Here is a 19192-nt window from a genome sequence, read left to right on the forward strand (position 1 = left end):
TATGAAAAGGGCATTAACGATTATTGGAGGGATTATTGCAATTTTTATTGTAGTGACCGCTTTTTTAATGTCTAATGCCCAGCTTGCGACAACTATTAATTGGATTTTACCTAAAGACTGGAAAGTACAATTACCACAAGGTGTTAAGTTAGGCTGGCAAGGTTCTTCACTCTCACAATTTAAACTCTCTTATCAAGATTGCCCGCTTGTAAGCGTAGATAATACCGCACTAACTTGGATTGAACAGAATCGCTTATCTATTGATAGTGTAACTATTGATTATGAGTGTTTATCACTTTTCCCTCAAACAGAAGACACCCATTCTGCTACTTCTCTAAATGCATTATTAGCCGTGATTCCAGATGGCGAGGCTATCATCCATAAATTAAATTGGCTAAATCTTCCTACCACACTAAATTTAAGAGCAAGGACGTTACTAGAGCATTCAACAGAATTAAAACTTTCACTATTTAAAGGGCAGATTAATGCCTCTTTACAGCAACAAGCGGTTGAGTTTTTCTTAAATGTTGCAAATGGGCAGCTTAAGTCAGAACTCACTTATCAACCCAGTGAAACAGAACAACATTTCATTAAGTTATCGGCTGAGATTAATGATAATTTTATGCAACTGCCTCCCCATTTTTCGGCTGAATATCAATGGCAATTACCTGAAGAGATTGTAAGTAATAAAAGCTTACAAAAGGGTGTTTCGACCATTGAATGGCAAAGTAATGAGGGTTCTGTATTTGAAGGAAATTGGCTGCTTTATTTAACAGATTCGCCAGAAGATAAATTCAATTTTCCTTTTATTTTTGATGGCGAAAGCTTAGAGATAAAGCAAGGCCGCTTTGATTGGAGTTTAACAAAAACATTTCCTTTCCACGGTTTTGTGAATGCAAAATTTACACCTAACAGTATTGAACAAAAGAGTTTTTTCCCATTAAAAACGGCCTTACGCTTTAGCTTACTTTCTCAAAATGAATGGGGAAAAGGCAATATTGTTATTTCCAATGAAGAGGGTGAAATTACGGAAAATAGTTTAAATTTACCTCTTAGGCTAACTGGAAATATTAAACACGGAAATTTTATTTTATATAGTAGTATTCCTCTTGATTTTCAGGGGGAATTTGATGATTTAACGCTTAGATTTTTACCTAGTTCATTACTTAGGATAACTGGTAAAGAACGTTATTTGACGATTGAAGATCTACGTTTTCCACTTGCTGGGATTCGTGTAGATAAATATGGTGTACACGGACGCTTACAAGCTATTTTGAAAGGCGAAAGCCCAGATTTTGAAAAGATCAATTTTCATTTAGATGGATATGCACATAATTTTAAAGTAGGTACTTCGGATCTATTTCAAAAAGCAGTGGCAGAAGACGCTATTGAAGATAGTTGGAAATGGCGAATTTGGGGAAGCTCAAACCTAAAAGCATTTCAGAGTAAAATTAATTTAAGTGGAAGAGGGCAGTGGCACGCTAATAAGATTTCGCTTACTGAATTTATTGGTAATCTGTCGGAAGTAAAGCTTGAAGGGACTACAATTCCTAAAACAGAATTAGCCTTAAATGAAATAATTAAATTTGATACGCAAAAATTAACCTTAAATGGCGAGGTTAGCTTAAAATCGCCAGAAATTAAATTTAGCTACGGTGGAACATTACCAAAACCAGAAGCTAAACTTGCTTTTAATGGCAATGTAGAAAACCTTAATTTTAAAGGGATCATTAATACCAGCGAGCTTGGGCCATTAAGACTTTTTGCTCGCCGTCAATTAACGGCAGAAGCTAGCCAAATTATTGGTAAATTATATTGGCCGGAACAATCGGCAGATGGCTTCCAGCCACTTTTTCCATTTCGTAGCCAATGGATAATTAAACAAGGTACAATTCGAGGCGAAACCGCTTTTAGTGCAAGTATCAAAAATGGTTTTGTTGCCGGTGGACATTTAGCTATTAGAAATGGCGGCATTTCTTTGCCAAGTGGGGAAGCTATAGGCATTGAATTTTCATTACCTTATCGCTATCAAAATGGAATTTTTAATTTTGGTGCTAAAAAACCAATTACAGTGAATATTGCTCAAATTAAGCTAGGCGATTTACTGCTAGATAATGCAACAATGAAAATAAACGGGTATTACCCCTACACTAAAAGCAAGCCTCTTAATTTAAATGAATTATCTTTTGGTTTGTTTGGTGGAAGGTTAAATGTTAAACGTTTTGCATTGCCTCAAACTGAGTTAGCCTACTTAAATTTAGAGCAGATGGATTTTGAGAAAATTCTTTCGTTTTTACAATATCAACAAATAGAATTGACAGGCAAAGCAAATGCAACCTTTCCTTTTTGGCTAAGTGGAAAACCTTGTTATATTTGTGATGGCTTATTAACACAAGCAGAAACTTCATATCTTACTTTTACACCTGATTTATTAAAAGCAATGGCAATGAGTGGTTATACTGAGCAAATTTTGTTACATCTTGTAGATAAAAGCACTATTACCGATTTTAGAAGCTTAATTAATGTCGGCCCGACAGGTGATTTAGTATTAAACGGTAAATTAGCTTTGCAGTCTAATGAAGGAAAATCGAAAGTAAACTTAAACTATAATCATCAAGAAAATATGTTTGATTTATGGAAGCTTATTAATTATGGTTCACAATTTGAACAGAAATTAGAAAATTATCTCTACCAAAAATTAGAATAATGGAAAAAGAATGAAAGCACTTAGTTTTGTAATATTATTGATAAATTTAACCGCCTGTACACCCAAAATTCAGCTAGAAACACCCTCAGAAGGTATTACAATTAATATGAATGTAGTGGTGGATCACCGCATTGATGTCAAAATGGATGAAAGATCTAGAGCGGTGATCCAAACAAAAGAGAATAAAAGCAAACAATAGAGTTAGTTAAAAATAAACATTTGATGATCTTTAAATTGTTGGTAAAGATCAACTAAATGCTCGCCAGTAGGTAAGACTAAATCAGGGCTTAATTCATACAATGGTACAATTACAAATTCTCGATTTCTCATCTCAATATGCGGAACAGTTAATCGCTCAGAATTAATCTGTTCGTTGCCGTATAAAATAATATCCAAATCAAGGGTGCGTTCTCCCCAACGACGTAAGCGTACTCTCCCTTGTTGGTTTTCAATGGCTTGAAGTTTATCTAACAACTCGATAGGCGATAACTCGGTTTTAAACTTCGCCACTGCATTGACATAATCGGGTTGATCCTGCGGCCCAACAGGTTTTGAACCATAAAAAGAACTAACCTCTAAATTAATTGCAAATTTTTTAAGATTTTCAACCGCTTGTTTAAGTTGTTCAAGCGGGTTATTTAGGTTTGAGCCTAGAGCAATGTAAACGGTTTTCATAAGGTTCCTATCGTAAAAAAGCACGCATAAAAAATGCGTGCTAATAAAAATATTATTCTACTGCTTTTTTCGTCGCTTTGGGTTTTCTACGAAATGTTCTGCGACGACGTTTTTTCTTTTGATCAGCCTGAATATTTGGCAAATGACGCACCGATTTTAATAATTCACTACGTTGCCCATCATTACTAAATTGATATTCGTGCCACCAAGCCGAAAGCTCAATTAAATCGCCACCTTCAATTTCAGCTCGCATTACTAATAAATCAAACCCGGCTCGGAATTTAATATGTGCTAACGTTTGTTGTGGACGATTACCAGAGCGTTTCATCATTTGGAATTGCAATGCCCAAATATCACGAATAACAGCAGTATGACGACGATGTAAAGCAATCGCTTTGCAACTATCAGCTAATATATCGTTTGCGGCTAACATCATTGCATCGTGGCTATTAAAACCACCTTCATTTTTTAGTTGCTCCATTTTCTCTCGTAATGGATACCAAAGTAGTGCCGCAAATAAAAAGGCAGGATTAACTGGTAATTTATCTGCAATACGATCATCTGTTGAATTTAAGGCTTTTTCAATCATTCGCTCAGCATAAGAGTCGCCATTTTGAGTGAAGAATGGTGTTAATACTGGGAATAAAAAATGCCATAACTCATAATCACGCAATAATTGATAGGTCTTAAAACCTTGTCCTGATTGCAATAATTTTAATGATTCATCAAATAAACGAGCTGCTGGAATATTGGCAAGTAAAGGAGCCATATCTCGAATAGGCGTAGCGGTTGCTTTATCTAAGAACATATCTAGCTTTGCCATAAAGCGAATGGCTCGTAGCATTCTTACTGGATCTTCTTGATAGCGAACTGCAGGCTCACCAATTAATACAAGTTTAGCTGCTTTTAAATCATCAATACCGTTAAAGAAATCAAAGATTAAGTTGCGTTTTGTATCGTAATATAGGGCATTTACTGTAAAATCACGACGTTGGGCATCATCTCTTAATGAGCCATAAACGTTATCACGCAATAACATTCCTTCATCACTAACTTTTGATATTTTATCATTGCTATGCGATTCGTGCCCTGCTCTAAAAGTCGCAACTTCAAAAATTTCACGTCCATAAACAATATGAGCTAAACGGAAACGGCGACCAATTAAACGGCATTGTCTGCCAAAAATACGTTGGATCTCTTCAGGACGAGCATTGGTTGCAATATCAAAATCTTTTGGTTTTTTCCCAAGCAGTAAATCACGAATACAGCCCCCAACAATATAGGCTTCATAGCCTGCTAAATGCAACTTATCTACGATAGAAAGTGCATTTTTAGGGAAGTTTTTTGGGGTAATGTTATAGTGTGAAGCATTAACCGTGAATTTTTTATGCACAAGATGAGAAGGCACATCAGACTGACCTTTTCGTGCAGATCTTTTTGTGCTTTGTTGCTCGGCTAGTTTAGGCTTTTGGCGTTTTGTATGAGAAATTTTTTCTGGTTTTGCCACATTTGCCTGTTTTTCGTTTTCAGCTCTAGGTTTTTTAGGCTTAGAAAACAAAGACTTAATATACTTAAAAATAATACACCTCTAAATAGTAAATGCCTCTTAAAAAAGAGGCATTGTATAAAGTTGATTATAACCCTAACTGTTTTTCTCGAATTTCAGCTAATGTTTTGCAATCAATACATAAGTCAGCTGTTGGGCGAGCTTCTAAGCGTTTAATGCCGATTTCTACGCCACAAGTTTCACAGAAGCCATAATCATCTTCTTGAATTTTATACAATGTTTGTTCAATTTTTTTCAATAACTTACGTTCACGATCACGGTTACGTAATTCTAAACTGAACTCTTCCTCTTGGCTTGCACGATCATTCGGGTCAGCGAAGTTTGTCATATCTTCTTGTAACTGACTTTTTGTTCGTTCAGCTTCTTCCATAATTTGACTATGCCAAGCTTTAAGAATTTTAGTGAAATGCTCACGTTGAGCCTCATTCATATATTCTTCGTCTTTTTTAGGCTCATAAGGCTTAACGCCAGCTAACGCTAATAAACCTAGAGATGTGGTTTTAGCCACTTGAGTCATAGATTATACTCCTTGTTTGGGAATTTTCATTGTTGGAATTATTATCGCTTAGAACATCGCCCTAATTACTTTACTTGGTTGTTTTAAATAAAGCTTTTTAGGCTCTTCGCAATGAGCGGCTATAAATACCATAAAATTTAGGCAATAAGCAAATGAATTTATAAATTTTTGCACTGTATTTGACTTATTTTAGGAAATAACCTTTCAACTGATGGCCATAAATTTGTTCAAATAGGATTTATAAATTAAATTTTCGCAATATCAAAGTGGCTCAAATCAATTTTATCTTCCGTGCCGTAAAATTCACATAAGGCTTTACGCAGAATTTCAGCTCGTTTTGGCAAGTAGCCTCGCTCGGCATAAATTTTTACTTGCTCGTAAACCGCTTGTTTAAAGGCAGAATTATCGCCTGGGTTGCCAGAAAGATTGTCAGCGCTCGCAAAATAGCGGAAACCGGCTGCGGTGGCGAGTACCCATTCAATCGCTTGTGGTTTTACTTCTACGCTTTCAAATTCACGTTGGCGTTCGGCAGAACGCCCGTCAGGCTCATACCAATAGCCAAAATCTTCTAATTTACGGCGAGCTTCGCCTGCTACCAACCAATGTGAAATTTCGTGTAATGCACTGCTGTAATAGCCGTGGGCAAATAAAATTACGTTATAATCTCTTTCGCTTTTCACCCCGTCTTCATCGCAAAAGGCTGGCAAATAAATCGGGTAATCACCGCCTTTTTCTAGGCGAGTGTTATATTCTGTTGCAAAGCAGTTATCAAAAATACGAATAATATCTTCAATTTTATGATTTTCTTGATTCATTTAAGATCCTTTATTTATCTATAATTTATTCAGCCAATCTAGGAATTTATCTGCGTTCAAAAAGCCCGTTACTCTTGAAGAGGTTAGTTCATTGCCATTTTCATCAAAAAATAAAATGGTCGGCAAACCTAAGATATTAAAATGTTGCATCAGAGCTTTGTTTTCAGCAGAGTTATGGGTCATATCGACTTGTAGCACCACCATTTCACTGAGCTTTTCTTGTACTTTTGCATCGGTAAAGGTGTACTTTTCAAATTCCTTACAAGCCACACACCAATCGGCATAGAGATCGAGCATCACTTTTTTGCCTTTGGAAGCGGTCAATTTTTCTTCTAAATTTGCAAGAGAGTGAATAGGTTCCAAACTTAAATGCTGAACTTGAGGGAGTTGCATTTTTTCGCCTTGCCACACTAAATCAACCCAAGGCTTTGCTGCAAACGCAAATAAGATTAATAAAAAAGTTTTAACTACTTTCTTAATAACAGAATTAGAGGGAATAGTATTTAATAGCCAAATTAAAAAGGCAATCGCAAGCCCAGACCATAAAAATGGCTCATAATGGCTTGGTAGCACACGGCTTAATAAAAATACCGGTAAGGCAAGCATAACAAAGCCAAATGCGGTTTTGACGTTGAGTAACCAATCACCTGACTTTGGTAAAATTTTATTACCGAATAAAGTAATGAGAATAAGCGGAATACCCATTCCTAAAGCAAGCAAATAAAGGGCTAAACCGCCTGTGAGCAAATCCCCACTTTGTGCTACATAAAGCAATGCACCAGAAAGCGGGGCAGAAGTGCAAGGCGAAGCAATAAGCCCTGCAATCATTCCCATTAAAAATACGCTACCAAAAGCCCCACCTTGCTGTTTTTGGCTCATTGCATTGAGTTTTTGTTGCCAAGCATTCGGCAATTTTATTTCAAATAAACCAAACATTGAGCAAGCTAAAATCACAAAAACGATAGATAAGCCAATTAAAACAGGTGGGCTTTGTAGTGCAACCTGAAACGGTAAGCCGATAGCCGCCACAATTAAGCCTAATAAAGTGTAAGTTACCGCCATTCCTTGCACATAGGTAATGCTTAATAACAATGCTTTTGAGGTGGAGGGGCGGTTTTTATTGCCGATTACAATAGCCGAAAGCAAAGGTAGCATTGGCAAGACACAAGGGGTAAAGGCTAAACCTAAGCCAAGTACAAAGAACCAGAAAATTGAAAAGCGATTTTGCGATAAATTTTCGGCTAGCTGATCTTGTTCCGATTTTGCAAAAATTTGGGATTTTTCCACCGCTTGTATTTGCTCTAATTTAAGCTCAACAGTTTCTGGCGGATAACAAAACCCTTTGGTGCAACCCTGATAACGAACAGATAAAGAGGCATTTTCATCTGCATTAGAGAATGGCTGAATAACTTGTAACTGGTTTTCAAAAATTTCTACTTCGCCAAAAAACTCATCCTGATATGGTTTTGCTTGGGGAAATTTCGCCCCACCTAATTCCGCATTGTTAGCTGCGAGGTTAATTTCTTTTTTATAGAGATAATACCCCTCGGCAATTTGCCAATTTAAGACAATATCATTTTCTTGCTTGGCGGCAGAAAAAATAAAAGCCTGATCGGCTGGCAAAAACTTGGGTTTAGATGAAAATAGATTAGCAGAAGAGGGCATTACTATTAGCATACTAACCAAAAATGAAAAAAGGTACTTAATCATATTTATTTACAGGGTTATTATTTAAAAAAACATTTAGACAAATTATAACGTAATAAATCGCAAAATTCTGAACAAATTAGACCGCTTCGCATTTAGCTTTTAAATAAGCGGTTATTTTTTGTAAAAAAATTGCAATTATGCAAAAAATGAATTGCATAGTTATGCAAAAATAATTACTATTCATTCATTATTTTAAGTATAGTAGGATTTAACGAATGGCAATTCGTATTCAAAATGTCAATTTTTTTTATGGTTCAAACCAAGCCTTATTTGACATTAATTTAGATATTGAAAAAGGCGATACTGTTGTTTTATTAGGACCAAGTGGTGCAGGTAAAAGTACCCTAATTCGTACATTAAATTTAATGGAAGTGCCAAAGTCAGGCACATTAGAAATTGCAAATCATAAGTTTGATTTATCTGCAAAAGCGAACACTAAAGAGATTAACCTGCTACGTCGTGAAGTGGGTATGGTATTTCAACAATATCACTTATGGCCACATTTAACAGTAATGCAAAATTTAATTGAAGCACCAATGAAAGTATTGGGGCTGAGTAAAGAAGACGCAATTACCCGTGCTAAAACGCATTTAGAGCGTTTGCGTTTAAGCGAATTTGCAGAGCGCTTTCCATTGCATCTTTCAGGTGGTCAGCAACAGCGTGTGGCGATTGCCAGAGCTTTAATGATGCAACCACAGGTTTTATTATTTGATGAACCAACTGCAGCTCTTGACCCAGAAATTACCGCCCAAGTTGTTGATATTATTAAAGAACTTAAACAAACAGGTATTACTCAGGTAATTGTGACACACGAAGTTGGTGTAGCTCGTAAAGTGGCAACAAAGGTTGTCTATATGGAAAACGGTTCTATTATTGAACAAGGCGATGCAAGTTGTTTTGAACAACCAAAAACCGAACAATTTGCACAATATTTATCTCACTCTGAATAATTTAAAGGAAGGATTAATACAATGAAAAAATTATTTTTAGCTTCTGCGATTGCATTCGCAACAATGTCAGCATCGGCACAAGAAACCATTACTTTTGCAATGGAACCTTCTTATGCACCTTTTGAAACGACAAATGAAAAAGGTGAAGTAATTGGTTTTGATGTAGATATTGCAAATGCATTATGTGAGGAACTTAAAGCAAAATGCCAATTCAAAGCACAATCATTTGATAGCTTAATTGCTGGCTTAAAATTCAAAAATTTTGATGCCATTATTTCAGGAATGGATATTACGGAAGCTCGTCAAAAACAAGTTTCTTTTACTAAACCATATTTAGAGAATTCTGTCAGTTTTGTTGCAGTAAAAGGCAAATTTACACCAGAAACAGCAAAAAATGTTGGGGTACAAAATGGTACAACTTTCCAACAATATTTAAATAAAAATGCGAAACAATATAACTTAAAACCTTATGCAAGCTTACAATCAGCGGTATTAGATTTAAAAAATGGCCGCATTGATATGGTATTTGGCGATACTCCAGTTTTAGCTGAATGGTTAAAAACAGAACAAGAGTTAGATTTCGTTGGCGAAAAAGTAGTTGATGAAACCTTTTTCGGTAATGGTTATGGTATTGCCGTAAATAAATCAAATACAGAATTGCTTGAAAAATTAAATGGTGCATTAGACGCTATTAAAACCAATGGCAAATATGAGCAAATCTATAATACTTGGATGTCTGGAAAATAATGTCAGCAGATCTTCTTAATTTACTTGCCAAAGCTACCTTGATGACCTTAGGTGTGGCTTTGGCAAGCCTTGTTATCGGTATGATTTTATCGATAATTTTTGTTGTGCTTGAAACTAGCAAAATTGCTTGTGTGCGTAAACCTACAACGATAATGATCACTTTATTACGTGGTTTACCTGAAATTTTGGTGGTATTCCTAATTTATTTTGGGCTTGTTCAGGTTATTTTCTTAATTACAGATGAGTTTGCAGAGCTAAATGCATTCTGGTGTGGTTCTATTGCATTAGGGATTATTTTTGCAGCTTATGCTTCGCAATCTTTACGTGGTGCAATTAAAGCTATTCCTGTTGGACAATGGGAATCAGGTGCTGCACTGGGTTTAAACAGAGGGCAGGTTTTTGTTCGCATTGTTCTTCCCCAAGTTTGGCGACACGCTTTACCTGGCTTAAGTAACCAGTGGTTAGTATTATTAAAAGATACCGCACTTGTTTCGTTAATTGGTGTTGATGATTTAATGCGTCAATCGGAACTAATTAATGCTAATACTCACCAACCTTTTACGTGGTATGGCATTGCTGCTTTAATTTACCTAGCTATTACTTTGATCAGCCAACGTATCATTAAAGTGTTAGAAGCTCGTTTTACCCGTTTTGAGCGAGGAGTTGCCTAATGTTGTGGGATTATTTAGTTGAGATTTCACAAGGGATTGGCACAAGCCTCCAACTTACCTTTGTGGCATTAATTATTGCATTTATTTTAGCGATTATTCTGACTTTTATTCTTTCCTTAGAAAACCGGTCGCTAAAATGGCTAGTTAATGGTTTTATCACAGTATTTACTGGCACACCGCTATTGATTCAATTTTTCCTAATCTATAGTGGCCCAGGGCAGTTTGAATGGATAACCCAAGGCCCACTTTGGGTGTTACTATCAGATGCATGGTTTTGTGCAATGCTTGCATTAGCACTTAATAGCACAGCATATTCAACATTATTATTCCACGGTGCAGTTAAAGCTATTCCAAAAGGACAATGGGAAACTTGTGCAGCATTAGGATTAAGTCGTTTAGATACACTGAAGATTTTAATGCCATATGCACTAAAACGTGCTTTACCCTCTTATAGCAATGAAATTGTTTTAGTCTTTAAAGGAACATCACTCGCCTCAACTATCACTATTATGGATATTATGGGCTACGCTCGCCAACTATATGGCACAGAGTATGATGCATTATCTATTTATGGTATGGCAGGTGTCATCTACCTTGTAATTACAGGAATTATGACAATCATTTTAAGAAAAATTGAAAGCAAAGTGCTAGCGTTTGAACGTGTTGAAGCAGAAAAAGCTTAATGAAGATGCGAACTAGAGAAACATTCACAATGTTCTTACAAATATTTACTGGTTTATAAAGAGTGAAAATGGTCAAAGATTAATTTAATTTTTGACCATTTTTTATTATAGATATAGAGCTGACTACTTGGTGCTTAGGAATATAAAGCGGCCATATTTGGCAAACTTTTTACAAAATACGGCCGCTTGTTTTATATGCAAGAGAAATTATTTTAACTCCCTTGCACCTTGGTTATCGACTTTACAGATATGAATAAAGCCTTCGTTGTTTTGCAGATACTCTTTTTCTAAGTAAGTGACTAAACGTTGTGCGTGTTCTAAATCTGGGGCAATAGCAAACATTGTTGGGCCCGAGCCTGAAATACCAACGGCTAATGCACCTAAATCTTTACAGCCTTGGCGAACAGTTGGGAAGTTAGGTAACAAATCTTCACGATAAGGCTCGGCAATTAAGTCTTTCATCATTGTAGCTGCTAATACATCTTGATGTGTATGGCAAGCGTGAACAAATGAACCCAAATAGCGAGCTTGTTGAATCATATCTTGGCGAGTGTAGCTTTTTGGTAAAATAGCACGAGCCTCTGCTGTTGAAACTTCAACACCCGGGTATGCCAATACCCAGTACCATTCATCGAAGAATGGCAACGACTGGCAAATATTACCTAGCGATTGTGTCATTAACTGCAAGCCACCTAAGTAGCAAGGAGCAACGTTATCATAGTGGATTGAGCCAGAAATTCGCCCTTCTAATTCGCCCATCATTTCCAATAACTCCATTTTTGAAAAAGGCTCTTGGTGGAATTTATTTAAAGCGACTAAAGCAGCCACAATAGAACAAGCACTTGAACCTAAACCTGAGCCAATCGGCATATTTTTTTCAAGGGTTAGACGTAGGTTTTTAACGTTGCCACCACGTAATTTTAAGCGTTCACTAAATAGCACATAAGCTTGATACACAATGTTTTTTTGTGGCTCTTTAGGCAGTTTACGTACAAAATAGCCTGCACTTTCAAGCTCAAAGGCTTGATCACAGTCTTCAATTTGTACTACATCGCCTAACAATGAACCGTCAATAGGGGAGATTACTGCCCCTAAAGAGTCAAAACCAACACTAATATTTGCACTGGAAGCCGGTGCATAAATTCGTAATGCCATTAGTGAGCACCTCCCTGTAAAGTACGTAGAATATCGGCAAAAATACCTGCTGCGGTTACACTGTTACCCGCACCATAGCCACGTAATAGTAGCGGGATTGGGTTGTAGTAACGGGTTAAGAATGCAAGGGCATTTTCGCCATCTTTCACTTTATATAAAGGGTGGTTTTCATCAACTGCTTCAATCGCCACACGGCATTTGTCGCCAGTGATAGAACCTACATAACGTAAAACCTTGCCTTCTGCTTTGGCTGCTTCAACACGTTTACTAAATTCTGCATCTAGTTCCGGTAATACTTCCAAGAATTCATCACGGGTCATTCCTTCTGAGAAACCTTGTGGTAATACACCTTCAATTTCAATATCTTCAAATTCAAGCGGTAAGCCTGTTTCACGAGCTAAAATTAAAAGTTTACGGGCAACATCCGCACCTGAAAGATCGTCACGAGGGTCTGGCTCGGTAAAGCCTTTCTCTTTTGCCAGTAATGTTGCTTGTGAAAGGGTTAAACCTTCTTCTAATTTGCCGAAAATAAAAGAGAGTGAACCTGAAAGAATACCTTCAAATTTTTCTACTTCATCACCGGCGGCAAGCAAGTTTTGTAAGTTTTCAATAACCGGTAAACCTGCACCAACATTGGTTTCATATAAGAATTTATGTTGGCTTTGGCGGGCATTTTCACGCATTTCTAAATAGTATTCATAGCTTGATGTATTTGCTTTTTTGTTTGGTGTCACAACGTGGAATCCTTCTTTTAATGCACGAGCATAAAGATTGGCGACCGACTGTGCTGAAGTACAATCTACAAATACTGGGTTTACGACGTGGTGGAATTTAATAAATGAAAGCAATACATCAAAATCTGATGGTTGAATTGCTTTTTCTAAATCTTCCTGCCAGTTGTCAAGATTTAAACCGTTTTCATTGAGTAACATTTTGTCCGAATTTGCTAAGGCACAAACTCGGATTTCAATATCCTTCTTTGCGAGAAACTCTTTTTGTTGCTTTACTTGTTCAATTAATTCGCCACCAACGCCACCAACGCCAACTAAAAACATATCAACCACTTTTTTACTATTAAATAATGATTTATGTGTGGCTTTAACTGCTTCAATCGCTTTATTTAATGGTACAACGGCAGAAATTGAACGCTCTGATGAACCTTGAGCAATGGCAACAATGCTAATATTTGCTTGAGCAAGAGCAGAGAAGAAACGTGCTGCAATCCCTTTTGCGGTACGCATACCATCGCCTACCACAGAAACAATGGATAAATCTTTAATAATGTCAATTGGGTCTAGTTGGTTTTCTGCTAATTCTTGAGCAAATTCGGTATTTAATGCGACTAATGCTTTTTCTGCCGATTTAGCCGGTACACAGAAACTGATACTATATTCTGATGAAGATTGGGTAATTAAAATAACTGAAATACCCGCTTTTGACATTGTTGAGAACACACGCGCAGCCATACCGACCATTCCTTGCATTCCAGAGCCAGAAACATTGAACATTGCAACGTTATCAAGATTAGTAATCCCTTTTACTTTTAGATTATCGGTTGCTACATTACCATCAATTAGCGTGCCTTTACCTTCAGGGTTGCCAGTGTTTTTAATTAAGCACGGAATATTTAATGGCACTAATGGGCCAATAGTACGAGGGTGAATCACTTTCGCACCAAAGTAAGAAAGCTCCATCGCTTCTTGATAGCTCATCGATTCCAAGCATACCGCATCGGCAACTAAGCGAGGATCGCAAGTATAAACACCATCTACATCTGTCCAAATTTCACAAACATCGGCTTTTAAACAGGCTGCTAAGCAAGCCGCAGAGTAGTCTGAACCATTACGGCCTAATAAAACCAGTTCGCCTTTTTCATTCCCCGCAGTAAAGCCAGCCATTAACACAACATTTTGTTTAGGAATAGAATTTGCATCTATGCGCTTGGTTGATTCAGCAATATCGACAGATGATTCTAAATAGCTTCCGTGAGCTAATAATTTTTCAGCCGGATCGATGCGAGTAACGGTATAACCTTTTGCCTCAAACCATGCTTGCATCATTGCAATGGAAAGTTTTTCACCACGGCAATGAATAGTTGCAGCAACATCGTCTGAAAGTGATTTTGTTTTCGCAGAATCTGCAGCAACTTGCTGAATTTGAGTTAATTCAGCATCGACTAAAGCTAATAATGCTTCACGAGCAAAATTATTGTTGGCTTCATATAAGCCATTGATGATGTTATGGAAAATTTCAGTTGCTTCAGAAAGGTTAGATTCAAAGGAATCGCCAGCGATAGCTTTATCTACAATAGCGACAAGGTGATTAGTAATTTTGGCTGGGGCAGATAACACACCGGCGGCCTGATCGCTTAAATGTGCTTTTTCAATAATATCTGCCGCTTGTATAAAGCGTTCTGGGTTGGCAAGGGAAGTGCCTCCAAATTTAAGAACTCGCATAGTTTCTCCTGATATAGATTTGTAAATTTTTATACAAAAAAACCCGCTTGTAGCGGGTTCTTAGAATTCTGTTTTTTAGCAACACTAACCCGCATTATGTGATGACATAATGATAATCGTGGTTGTCATAATAGTTGCAAGATTAAACATTGATAATTTCTCTATTGAATGAATAGCTAAGAGAATGTGGGAAAGCCTTTCTTTTGTCAATCTTTTTTTGTTAAAAATTGCGTTTTTTATCATCATCTCTTTTACCTATCGCACTAATTGAGATTAGGTTCTATATTAGATAACAGATTTCTTGTTTTAGATCAAAAAAATGCTAAACTAAAAATCGAGTGATTAACCTTTATTATTTAATGAGGAAAGAAAAATGGCATACACATTACCGGAATTAGGCTACTCTTATGACGCATTAGAGCCACATTTTGATAAAGCAACAATGGAAATCCACCATACAAAACACCACCAAGCATATATCAATAATGCAAATGCAGCATTAGAAGCTCACCCTGAATTATTAGAAAAATGCCCAGGTGCACTAATTAAAGATTTAAGCCAAGTGCCTGCAGAAAAACGTATTGCAGTACGTAATAATGTTGGTGGTCACGTAAACCACACTTTATTCTGGAAAGGTTTAAAAGCAGGTACTACTTTACAAGGTGCATTAAAAGATGCAATCGTACGTGATTTTGGTTCTGTAGAAAACTTCCAAGCAGAATTTGAAAAAGCAGCAGCAACACGTTTTGGTTCTGGCTGGGCTTGGTTAGTTGCAGAAGACGGTAAATTAGCAGTTGTTTCAACAGCAAACCAAGATTCTCCACTAATGGGTAAAGAAGTAGCAGGTGTTTCAGGCTACCCGATTTTAGGTTTAGATGTGTGGGAACACGCTTACTACTTAAATTACCAAAACCGCCGTCCAGACTACATCAAAGCATTCTGGAATGTAGTAAACTGGGACGAAGCAGCTCGTCGTTTTGAAGAAAAAGTAGCGACTTGCGGTTGTGCGAAATAAGTTATAGATATTCTATAAGAATACAAGCGGCCATATTTTGTAATCTTTTTGCAAAATATGACCGCTATTTTTTTATTTAGTTATATTCAAAAATAACACGAGGTGTGAGCTTGGTAATCAGCTCGTAGCTAATCACGCCAATGTGTTTTGCTACCTCTTCAATCAATAAATTCTCGCCCCAGAAAATGGCTTTATCGCCAACTTTATCTTGGCAGTCAGTACCTAAATCAACGGTTAGCATATCCATTGAAACACGTCCGACAATCGGCACTATTCTGCCATTGATTAAAACAGGTGTGCCTTCGGGAGCATTGCGAGGGTAGCCGTCGCCATAACCCATTGCAATCACGCCAAGTTTTGTATCTTTTGGGCTAACCCAAGCTCCTCCGTAACCGACAGGCTCACCTGCTTTGTGAGTACGAACTGCAATAAGTGAGGAAGAGAGGGTCATTACCGGTTTAAAGCCTAAGTCGGTAATAGGAGTGTAATGAGGAGATATGCCGTGCATAATAATGCCTGGGCGAACCCAATCATAATGAGCTTGTTTCCAATATAAAATCCCGCTTGAGGCAGATATACTGCGAGCGTGTTCTTTATATTTATCAGTTGCTTGCTCAAAAACAGCAATTTGTTTTTCCGTATAGCCACAATCTAGTTCATCAGCTCGGCTAAAATGGCTCACAAAACTAATAGAATTTACCAGTGAACATTTTTTTAAACGCTCAATGAACATATCAACTTGTTCAGGATGGACACCTAAACGGTGCATTCCTGTATCAATTTTTAACCAAATATTTACTGGAAAATAAATTTTTGCTTTACGGCTCCAAAACCCTTTTTGTTGCTCTGTATCCCACTCTTTAGCTACTTGCTCTAGTAATTCAAGTTGCTCAATATTATGAATGACGGTATCGAATTTTCGAGAGAGGGTTTTTAATAGTTCTTCTTTATCAAAAAAGCCTTCAACTAATACAATTTTGCCTGTATAGCCAGTTTCTTGAATTTCTAATGCTTCACGCAAACGAGCAACACCGAAACCATCAACTAAATCGGCTAACATTCCTGCAGCTGGCAACAATCCTTGCCCGTAAGCATTTGCTTTAATCATCGCTAATAATTTTTGTTGTGGAGCAAAAGATTTGATGAGTTGAATATTGTGGCGTAATGCTTGGCTGTTGATAGTGGCTGTAGCTGGTTTCATAATTATCTATATATTTGCAATTTAACAATGGGTAAATTATACGCCTAAAATAAAAAATACTTTAGAAAATCACACAAAAAAATATTAGTATGCTCAATATTAAGTATGGGGTGGGCAAATTATGCTGAATTTATTATTTGAATTAAAACAAGAAAAGATTATTTCCGATTTGAATTATCAATTTGCAAAACTTATTGATAATAAGCAACAAGAATATCCTTATTCGCCATTACAAAAAAATTTAGCAGTGTTGCTTTCAGCTCTGATTTCTTACCATATTGGGCAAGGGCATACTGCATTGCGTTTGGACTCTGTAGTGCTATCAAATCTTTTTGAGTTGAAAGGGAAGTCTTCAGCTCATCATCTATTACCGCAAATTTTGCAAAAAATTGAAGAAATTCAACCGCTTGCGTGGCAAGAAACGCTAGACGATCATATTGCTTTTAGCAATAAACCTGAAAAAGTCTCACCAATGTTGTTTCAAAATGGGCTACTTTATTTTTATCGCTATTGGCAAGCTGAAAATAATATAGCGAGTTATTTGGCAGAGACATCATCAAAAGCTATAACAAATGAGAATCTGGACTTAGATAAATCAATTTTAGAGAAATTATTTGAACAAAAAGAGAGTATTGATTGGCAGAAGATTGCAGTTGCAACAGCACTGCGAAAATCTTTTTGTTTGATTTCAGGTGGGCCGGGAACGGGAAAAACGACTACTGTTGTTAAACTTTTAGCCGCCTTACAAACCAAATGTTTACAGCAAAATCGCCCATACTTAAATATTGCATTAGTGGCTCCAACGGGGAAAGCAGCTTCACGAATGGAAGAACCTATTGAGAAAAACTTGAGCTTTCTTAATCTTTCCTTTTTAAATGAAAAAGAGCAGGAAGTGCGTGAGCATATTCCTAAACAGGCAAAAACGATTCACCGATTATTAGGGCTAAGACCGCTAAGCGATAAAGCGAAATATAATAAGCAAAATCCATTGCATTATGATCTGCTTGTGGTGGATGAAGCCTCGATGATCGATTTATCTCTTATGGATAAACTTATTCAAGCAATTCGAGCCGATACTCGTTTAATCATATTAGGCGATAAAGATCAGCTAGCCTCCGTTGAAGCTGGGGCAATTATGGGGGAATTAGGCGAGTTCTCCACATTAGGTTACAGCCAAGAACATATTGAATATTTACAAGCGGTCGCAAATTATCAATTAGATACAAGCCCTCATACAATGCCCATTTGTGATTCTCTTTGCCATTTGCGAGAAAGCCAACGTTTCGATAAAAACTCTGGGATCTTCCGCTTAGCACAAGCAGTAAATGAGCAACAAAGAGATTCTTGGGAGATCATTTCACAGCATCAAGATTTAGATCTTATTGGTTATGCGGAAAGTGCTCAATTTAATGATAAAGCAAGCTGGATAGAACAAACGGCTAATTTAGTGATTCAAAAAGCGGTAGAACACTATAGAGAATATCTAGAGTTAGTACAAAAACGTGAGCGAGATCCGGCAAGCATAGATATAGCTGAAATTTTCCTATCTTTTCAAAAAGTGCGATTTTTATCAGCATTGAGGGTTAGTGAGCTAGGTGTTGAGAGATTAAATCAGCGAATTGCCGAGGCATTACGTAATAGTGGGCTTATACGATTTAATCATAGTTGGGATCGCTATATTGGAAAACCGATCTTGATTACCGAAAATAGCGAAAGGCTATCAAGTGGCGATGTTGGCATTATATTAGTCAATGAAAATAGCGAGCCAAGAGCCTATTTTGATAAGAAAGATAAGCATACTAATGAATATCTTAATTTGCCATTAAGCCAAATTCCGCAATATGAGGTAAGTTATGTAATGACCGTGCATAAATCACAAGGTTCAGAATTTGAACATACTTTGCTAATTTTACCGCTAGAGTCGTCACCAGTATTAACAAAAGAGCTTGTTTACACCGCAATTACCCGAGCAAGTAAAAAATTTACTCTCTTTGGTAGCAAAAAAATATGGGAAAATGCGGTTAAGACTAGAATTCAACGTCAAAGCGGTTTAAAAGCACAATTAAATAGCGTTTTTTGATAATGAAATAAGCAGTTTGTTTTTAAAATAAACAAGCGATAAATTTTTTACAAATTTTTACAAAAAACACTTGCAAGCATTTCGTATTTCCGTATAATGCACCCCACACAACGACGCACTGTTGTGAATAAGTTTAAATACAGTGCGTCGTTCTTTTTTGTTCTTTAACAATTTATCAGACAATCTGTGTGGGCACTTGTTGATTGACTTTGTTTAAAAATATATTTTAAAACTTGAAGTCTT

Annotated in this window: 16 protein-coding genes; 8 read left to right on the plus strand and 8 right to left on the minus strand. The window is 36.8% G+C overall.

Annotated elements, in window-relative coordinates:
• The first annotated feature begins 1 nt into the window (after nucleotide 1).
• Nucleotides 2-2707: a YdbH family protein gene (locus tag PTQ27_RS05780; RefSeq protein ID WP_273747831.1), complete on the plus strand. Its 2706-nt coding sequence runs from the start codon at nucleotides 2-4 to the stop codon at nucleotides 2705-2707.
• A gap of 10 nt (nucleotides 2708-2717) precedes the next feature.
• Nucleotides 2718-2906, plus strand: coding sequence for a YnbE family lipoprotein (locus tag PTQ27_RS05785; RefSeq protein ID WP_273747832.1), 189 nt, complete (start codon nucleotides 2718-2720; stop codon nucleotides 2904-2906).
• Nucleotides 2907-2908: 2 nt separating this feature from the next.
• On the opposite strand, the gene folK is transcribed toward PTQ27_RS05785, so the two are convergent.
• The 5 genes from folK to PTQ27_RS05810 form a co-directional block, all read right to left on the minus strand.
• Nucleotides 2909-3382, minus strand: coding sequence for a 2-amino-4-hydroxy-6-hydroxymethyldihydropteridine diphosphokinase (gene folK / locus PTQ27_RS05790; protein WP_273747833.1), 474 nt, complete (start codon nucleotides 3380-3382; stop codon nucleotides 2909-2911).
• Between the two features lie 52 nt (nucleotides 3383-3434).
• Nucleotides 3435-4964 (minus strand): polynucleotide adenylyltransferase PcnB, encoded by a 1530-nt coding sequence (pcnB, locus tag PTQ27_RS05795; protein ID WP_434802830.1) that lies wholly within the window; start codon nucleotides 4962-4964, stop codon nucleotides 3435-3437.
• Nucleotides 4965-5016: 52 nt separating this feature from the next.
• Complete coding sequence (dksA, locus tag PTQ27_RS05800) at nucleotides 5017-5466, minus strand: RNA polymerase-binding protein DksA (protein WP_273747835.1); 450 nt, start codon at nucleotides 5464-5466, stop codon at nucleotides 5017-5019.
• A 245-nt stretch (nucleotides 5467-5711) separates the two neighbouring features.
• Nucleotides 5712-6281 carry an elongation factor P hydroxylase gene (locus PTQ27_RS05805; protein ID WP_273747836.1) on the minus strand — a complete coding sequence of 190 codons (570 nt, stop codon included), beginning with the start codon at nucleotides 6279-6281 and terminating at the stop codon, nucleotides 5712-5714.
• Nucleotides 6282-6299: 18 nt separating this feature from the next.
• On the minus strand, nucleotides 6300-7991 hold the full coding sequence (locus PTQ27_RS05810) for a protein-disulfide reductase DsbD (RefSeq protein ID WP_273747837.1): 1692 nt from the start codon (nucleotides 7989-7991) through the stop codon (nucleotides 6300-6302).
• Nucleotides 7992-8206: 215 nt separating this feature from the next.
• Here PTQ27_RS05810 and artP point away from each other — a divergent pair, with 215 nt between their 5' ends.
• Genes artP through artM form a run of 4 tightly spaced genes read left to right on the plus strand, consistent with a single transcriptional unit; the run spans nucleotide 8207 to nucleotide 11042 of the window.
• Nucleotides 8207-8941 carry an arginine ABC transporter ATP-binding protein ArtP gene (gene artP / locus PTQ27_RS05815; RefSeq protein WP_273747838.1) on the plus strand — a complete coding sequence of 245 codons (735 nt, stop codon included), beginning with the start codon at nucleotides 8207-8209 and terminating at the stop codon, nucleotides 8939-8941.
• Nucleotides 8942-8962: 21 nt separating this feature from the next.
• Entirely contained in the window at nucleotides 8963-9688 is a 726-nt protein-coding gene (locus PTQ27_RS05820) for a lysine/arginine/ornithine ABC transporter substrate-binding protein (RefSeq protein WP_273747839.1), read from the plus strand.
• Entirely contained in the window at nucleotides 9688-10359 is a 672-nt protein-coding gene (gene artQ, locus PTQ27_RS05825) for an arginine ABC transporter permease ArtQ (protein ID WP_273747840.1), read from the plus strand. The genes PTQ27_RS05820 and artQ overlap by 1 nt, the downstream gene beginning before the upstream one ends.
• On the plus strand, nucleotides 10359-11042 hold the full coding sequence (gene artM, locus PTQ27_RS05830; RefSeq protein ID WP_273747841.1) for an arginine ABC transporter permease ArtM: 684 nt from the start codon (nucleotides 10359-10361) through the stop codon (nucleotides 11040-11042). Before artQ ends, artM begins: the two co-directional genes overlap by 1 nt.
• A 207-nt stretch (nucleotides 11043-11249) precedes the next feature.
• On the opposite strand, the gene thrB is transcribed toward artM, so the two are convergent.
• Both thrB and thrA read right to left on the minus strand, forming a co-directional pair.
• Nucleotides 11250-12197 (minus strand): homoserine kinase, encoded by a 948-nt coding sequence (thrB, locus tag PTQ27_RS05835; protein WP_273747842.1) that lies wholly within the window; start codon nucleotides 12195-12197, stop codon nucleotides 11250-11252.
• Nucleotides 12197-14653 carry a bifunctional aspartate kinase/homoserine dehydrogenase I gene (thrA, locus tag PTQ27_RS05840; protein ID WP_273747843.1) on the minus strand — a complete coding sequence of 819 codons (2457 nt, stop codon included), beginning with the start codon at nucleotides 14651-14653 and terminating at the stop codon, nucleotides 12197-12199. The genes thrB and thrA overlap by 1 nt, the downstream gene beginning before the upstream one ends.
• Before the next feature lie 373 nt (nucleotides 14654-15026).
• On the opposite strand from thrA, the gene sodA reads away from it, so the two are divergent.
• Nucleotides 15027-15668, plus strand: a complete 642-nt coding sequence (gene sodA / locus PTQ27_RS05845; protein WP_273747844.1) for a superoxide dismutase [Mn] — start codon at nucleotides 15027-15029, stop codon at nucleotides 15666-15668.
• A gap of 76 nt (nucleotides 15669-15744) precedes the next feature.
• Here the strand turns inward: sodA and alr are convergent, their stop codons facing one another.
• Entirely contained in the window at nucleotides 15745-16869 is a 1125-nt protein-coding gene (gene alr / locus PTQ27_RS05850) for an alanine racemase (RefSeq protein ID WP_273747845.1), read from the minus strand.
• Between the two features lie 121 nt (nucleotides 16870-16990).
• On the opposite strand from alr, the gene recD reads away from it, so the two are divergent.
• A complete protein-coding gene (gene recD / locus PTQ27_RS05855) occupies nucleotides 16991-18949 on the plus strand; it encodes an exodeoxyribonuclease V subunit alpha (protein WP_273747846.1) in 1959 nt (652 codons plus the stop codon).
• Nucleotides 18950-19192 lie beyond the last annotated feature (243 nt).

The sequence above is a fragment of the Mannheimia cairinae genome (assembly GCF_028649535.1).
In the GTDB taxonomy this organism is placed as follows: Bacteria; Pseudomonadota; Gammaproteobacteria; order Enterobacterales; family Pasteurellaceae; genus Mannheimia; species Mannheimia cairinae.

Bases quoted from the DNA above. Each gene is read 5' to 3' on its own strand.
- PTQ27_RS05820 (WP_273747839.1), top strand. From the start codon at position 8,963: ATGAAAAAATTATTTTTAGCTTCTGCGATTGCATTCGCAACAATGTCA.
- PTQ27_RS05785 (WP_273747832.1), top strand. From the start codon at position 2,718: ATGAAAGCACTTAGTTTTGTAATATTATTGATAAATTTAACCGCCTGT.
- artQ (WP_273747840.1), top strand. From the start codon at position 9,688: ATGTCAGCAGATCTTCTTAATTTACTTGCCAAAGCTACCTTGATGACC.
- folK (WP_273747833.1), bottom strand. From the start codon at position 3,382: ATGAAAACCGTTTACATTGCTCTAGGCTCAAACCTAAATAACCCGCTT.
- sodA (WP_273747844.1), top strand. From the start codon at position 15,027: ATGGCATACACATTACCGGAATTAGGCTACTCTTATGACGCATTAGAG.
- artM (WP_273747841.1), top strand. From the start codon at position 10,359: ATGTTGTGGGATTATTTAGTTGAGATTTCACAAGGGATTGGCACAAGC.
- thrB (WP_273747842.1), bottom strand. From the start codon at position 12,197: ATGGCATTACGAATTTATGCACCGGCTTCCAGTGCAAATATTAGTGTT.
- recD (WP_273747846.1), top strand. From the start codon at position 16,991: ATGCTGAATTTATTATTTGAATTAAAACAAGAAAAGATTATTTCCGAT.
- PTQ27_RS05805 (WP_273747836.1), bottom strand. From the start codon at position 6,281: ATGAATCAAGAAAATCATAAAATTGAAGATATTATTCGTATTTTTGAT.
- artP (WP_273747838.1), top strand. From the start codon at position 8,207: ATGGCAATTCGTATTCAAAATGTCAATTTTTTTTATGGTTCAAACCAA.
- PTQ27_RS05810 (WP_273747837.1), bottom strand. From the start codon at position 7,991: ATGATTAAGTACCTTTTTTCATTTTTGGTTAGTATGCTAATAGTAATG.
- alr (WP_273747845.1), bottom strand. From the start codon at position 16,869: ATGAAACCAGCTACAGCCACTATCAACAGCCAAGCATTACGCCACAAT.
- PTQ27_RS05780 (WP_273747831.1), top strand. From the start codon at position 2: ATGAAAAGGGCATTAACGATTATTGGAGGGATTATTGCAATTTTTATT.
- dksA (WP_273747835.1), bottom strand. From the start codon at position 5,466: ATGACTCAAGTGGCTAAAACCACATCTCTAGGTTTATTAGCGTTAGCT.
- thrA (WP_273747843.1), bottom strand. From the start codon at position 14,653: ATGCGAGTTCTTAAATTTGGAGGCACTTCCCTTGCCAACCCAGAACGC.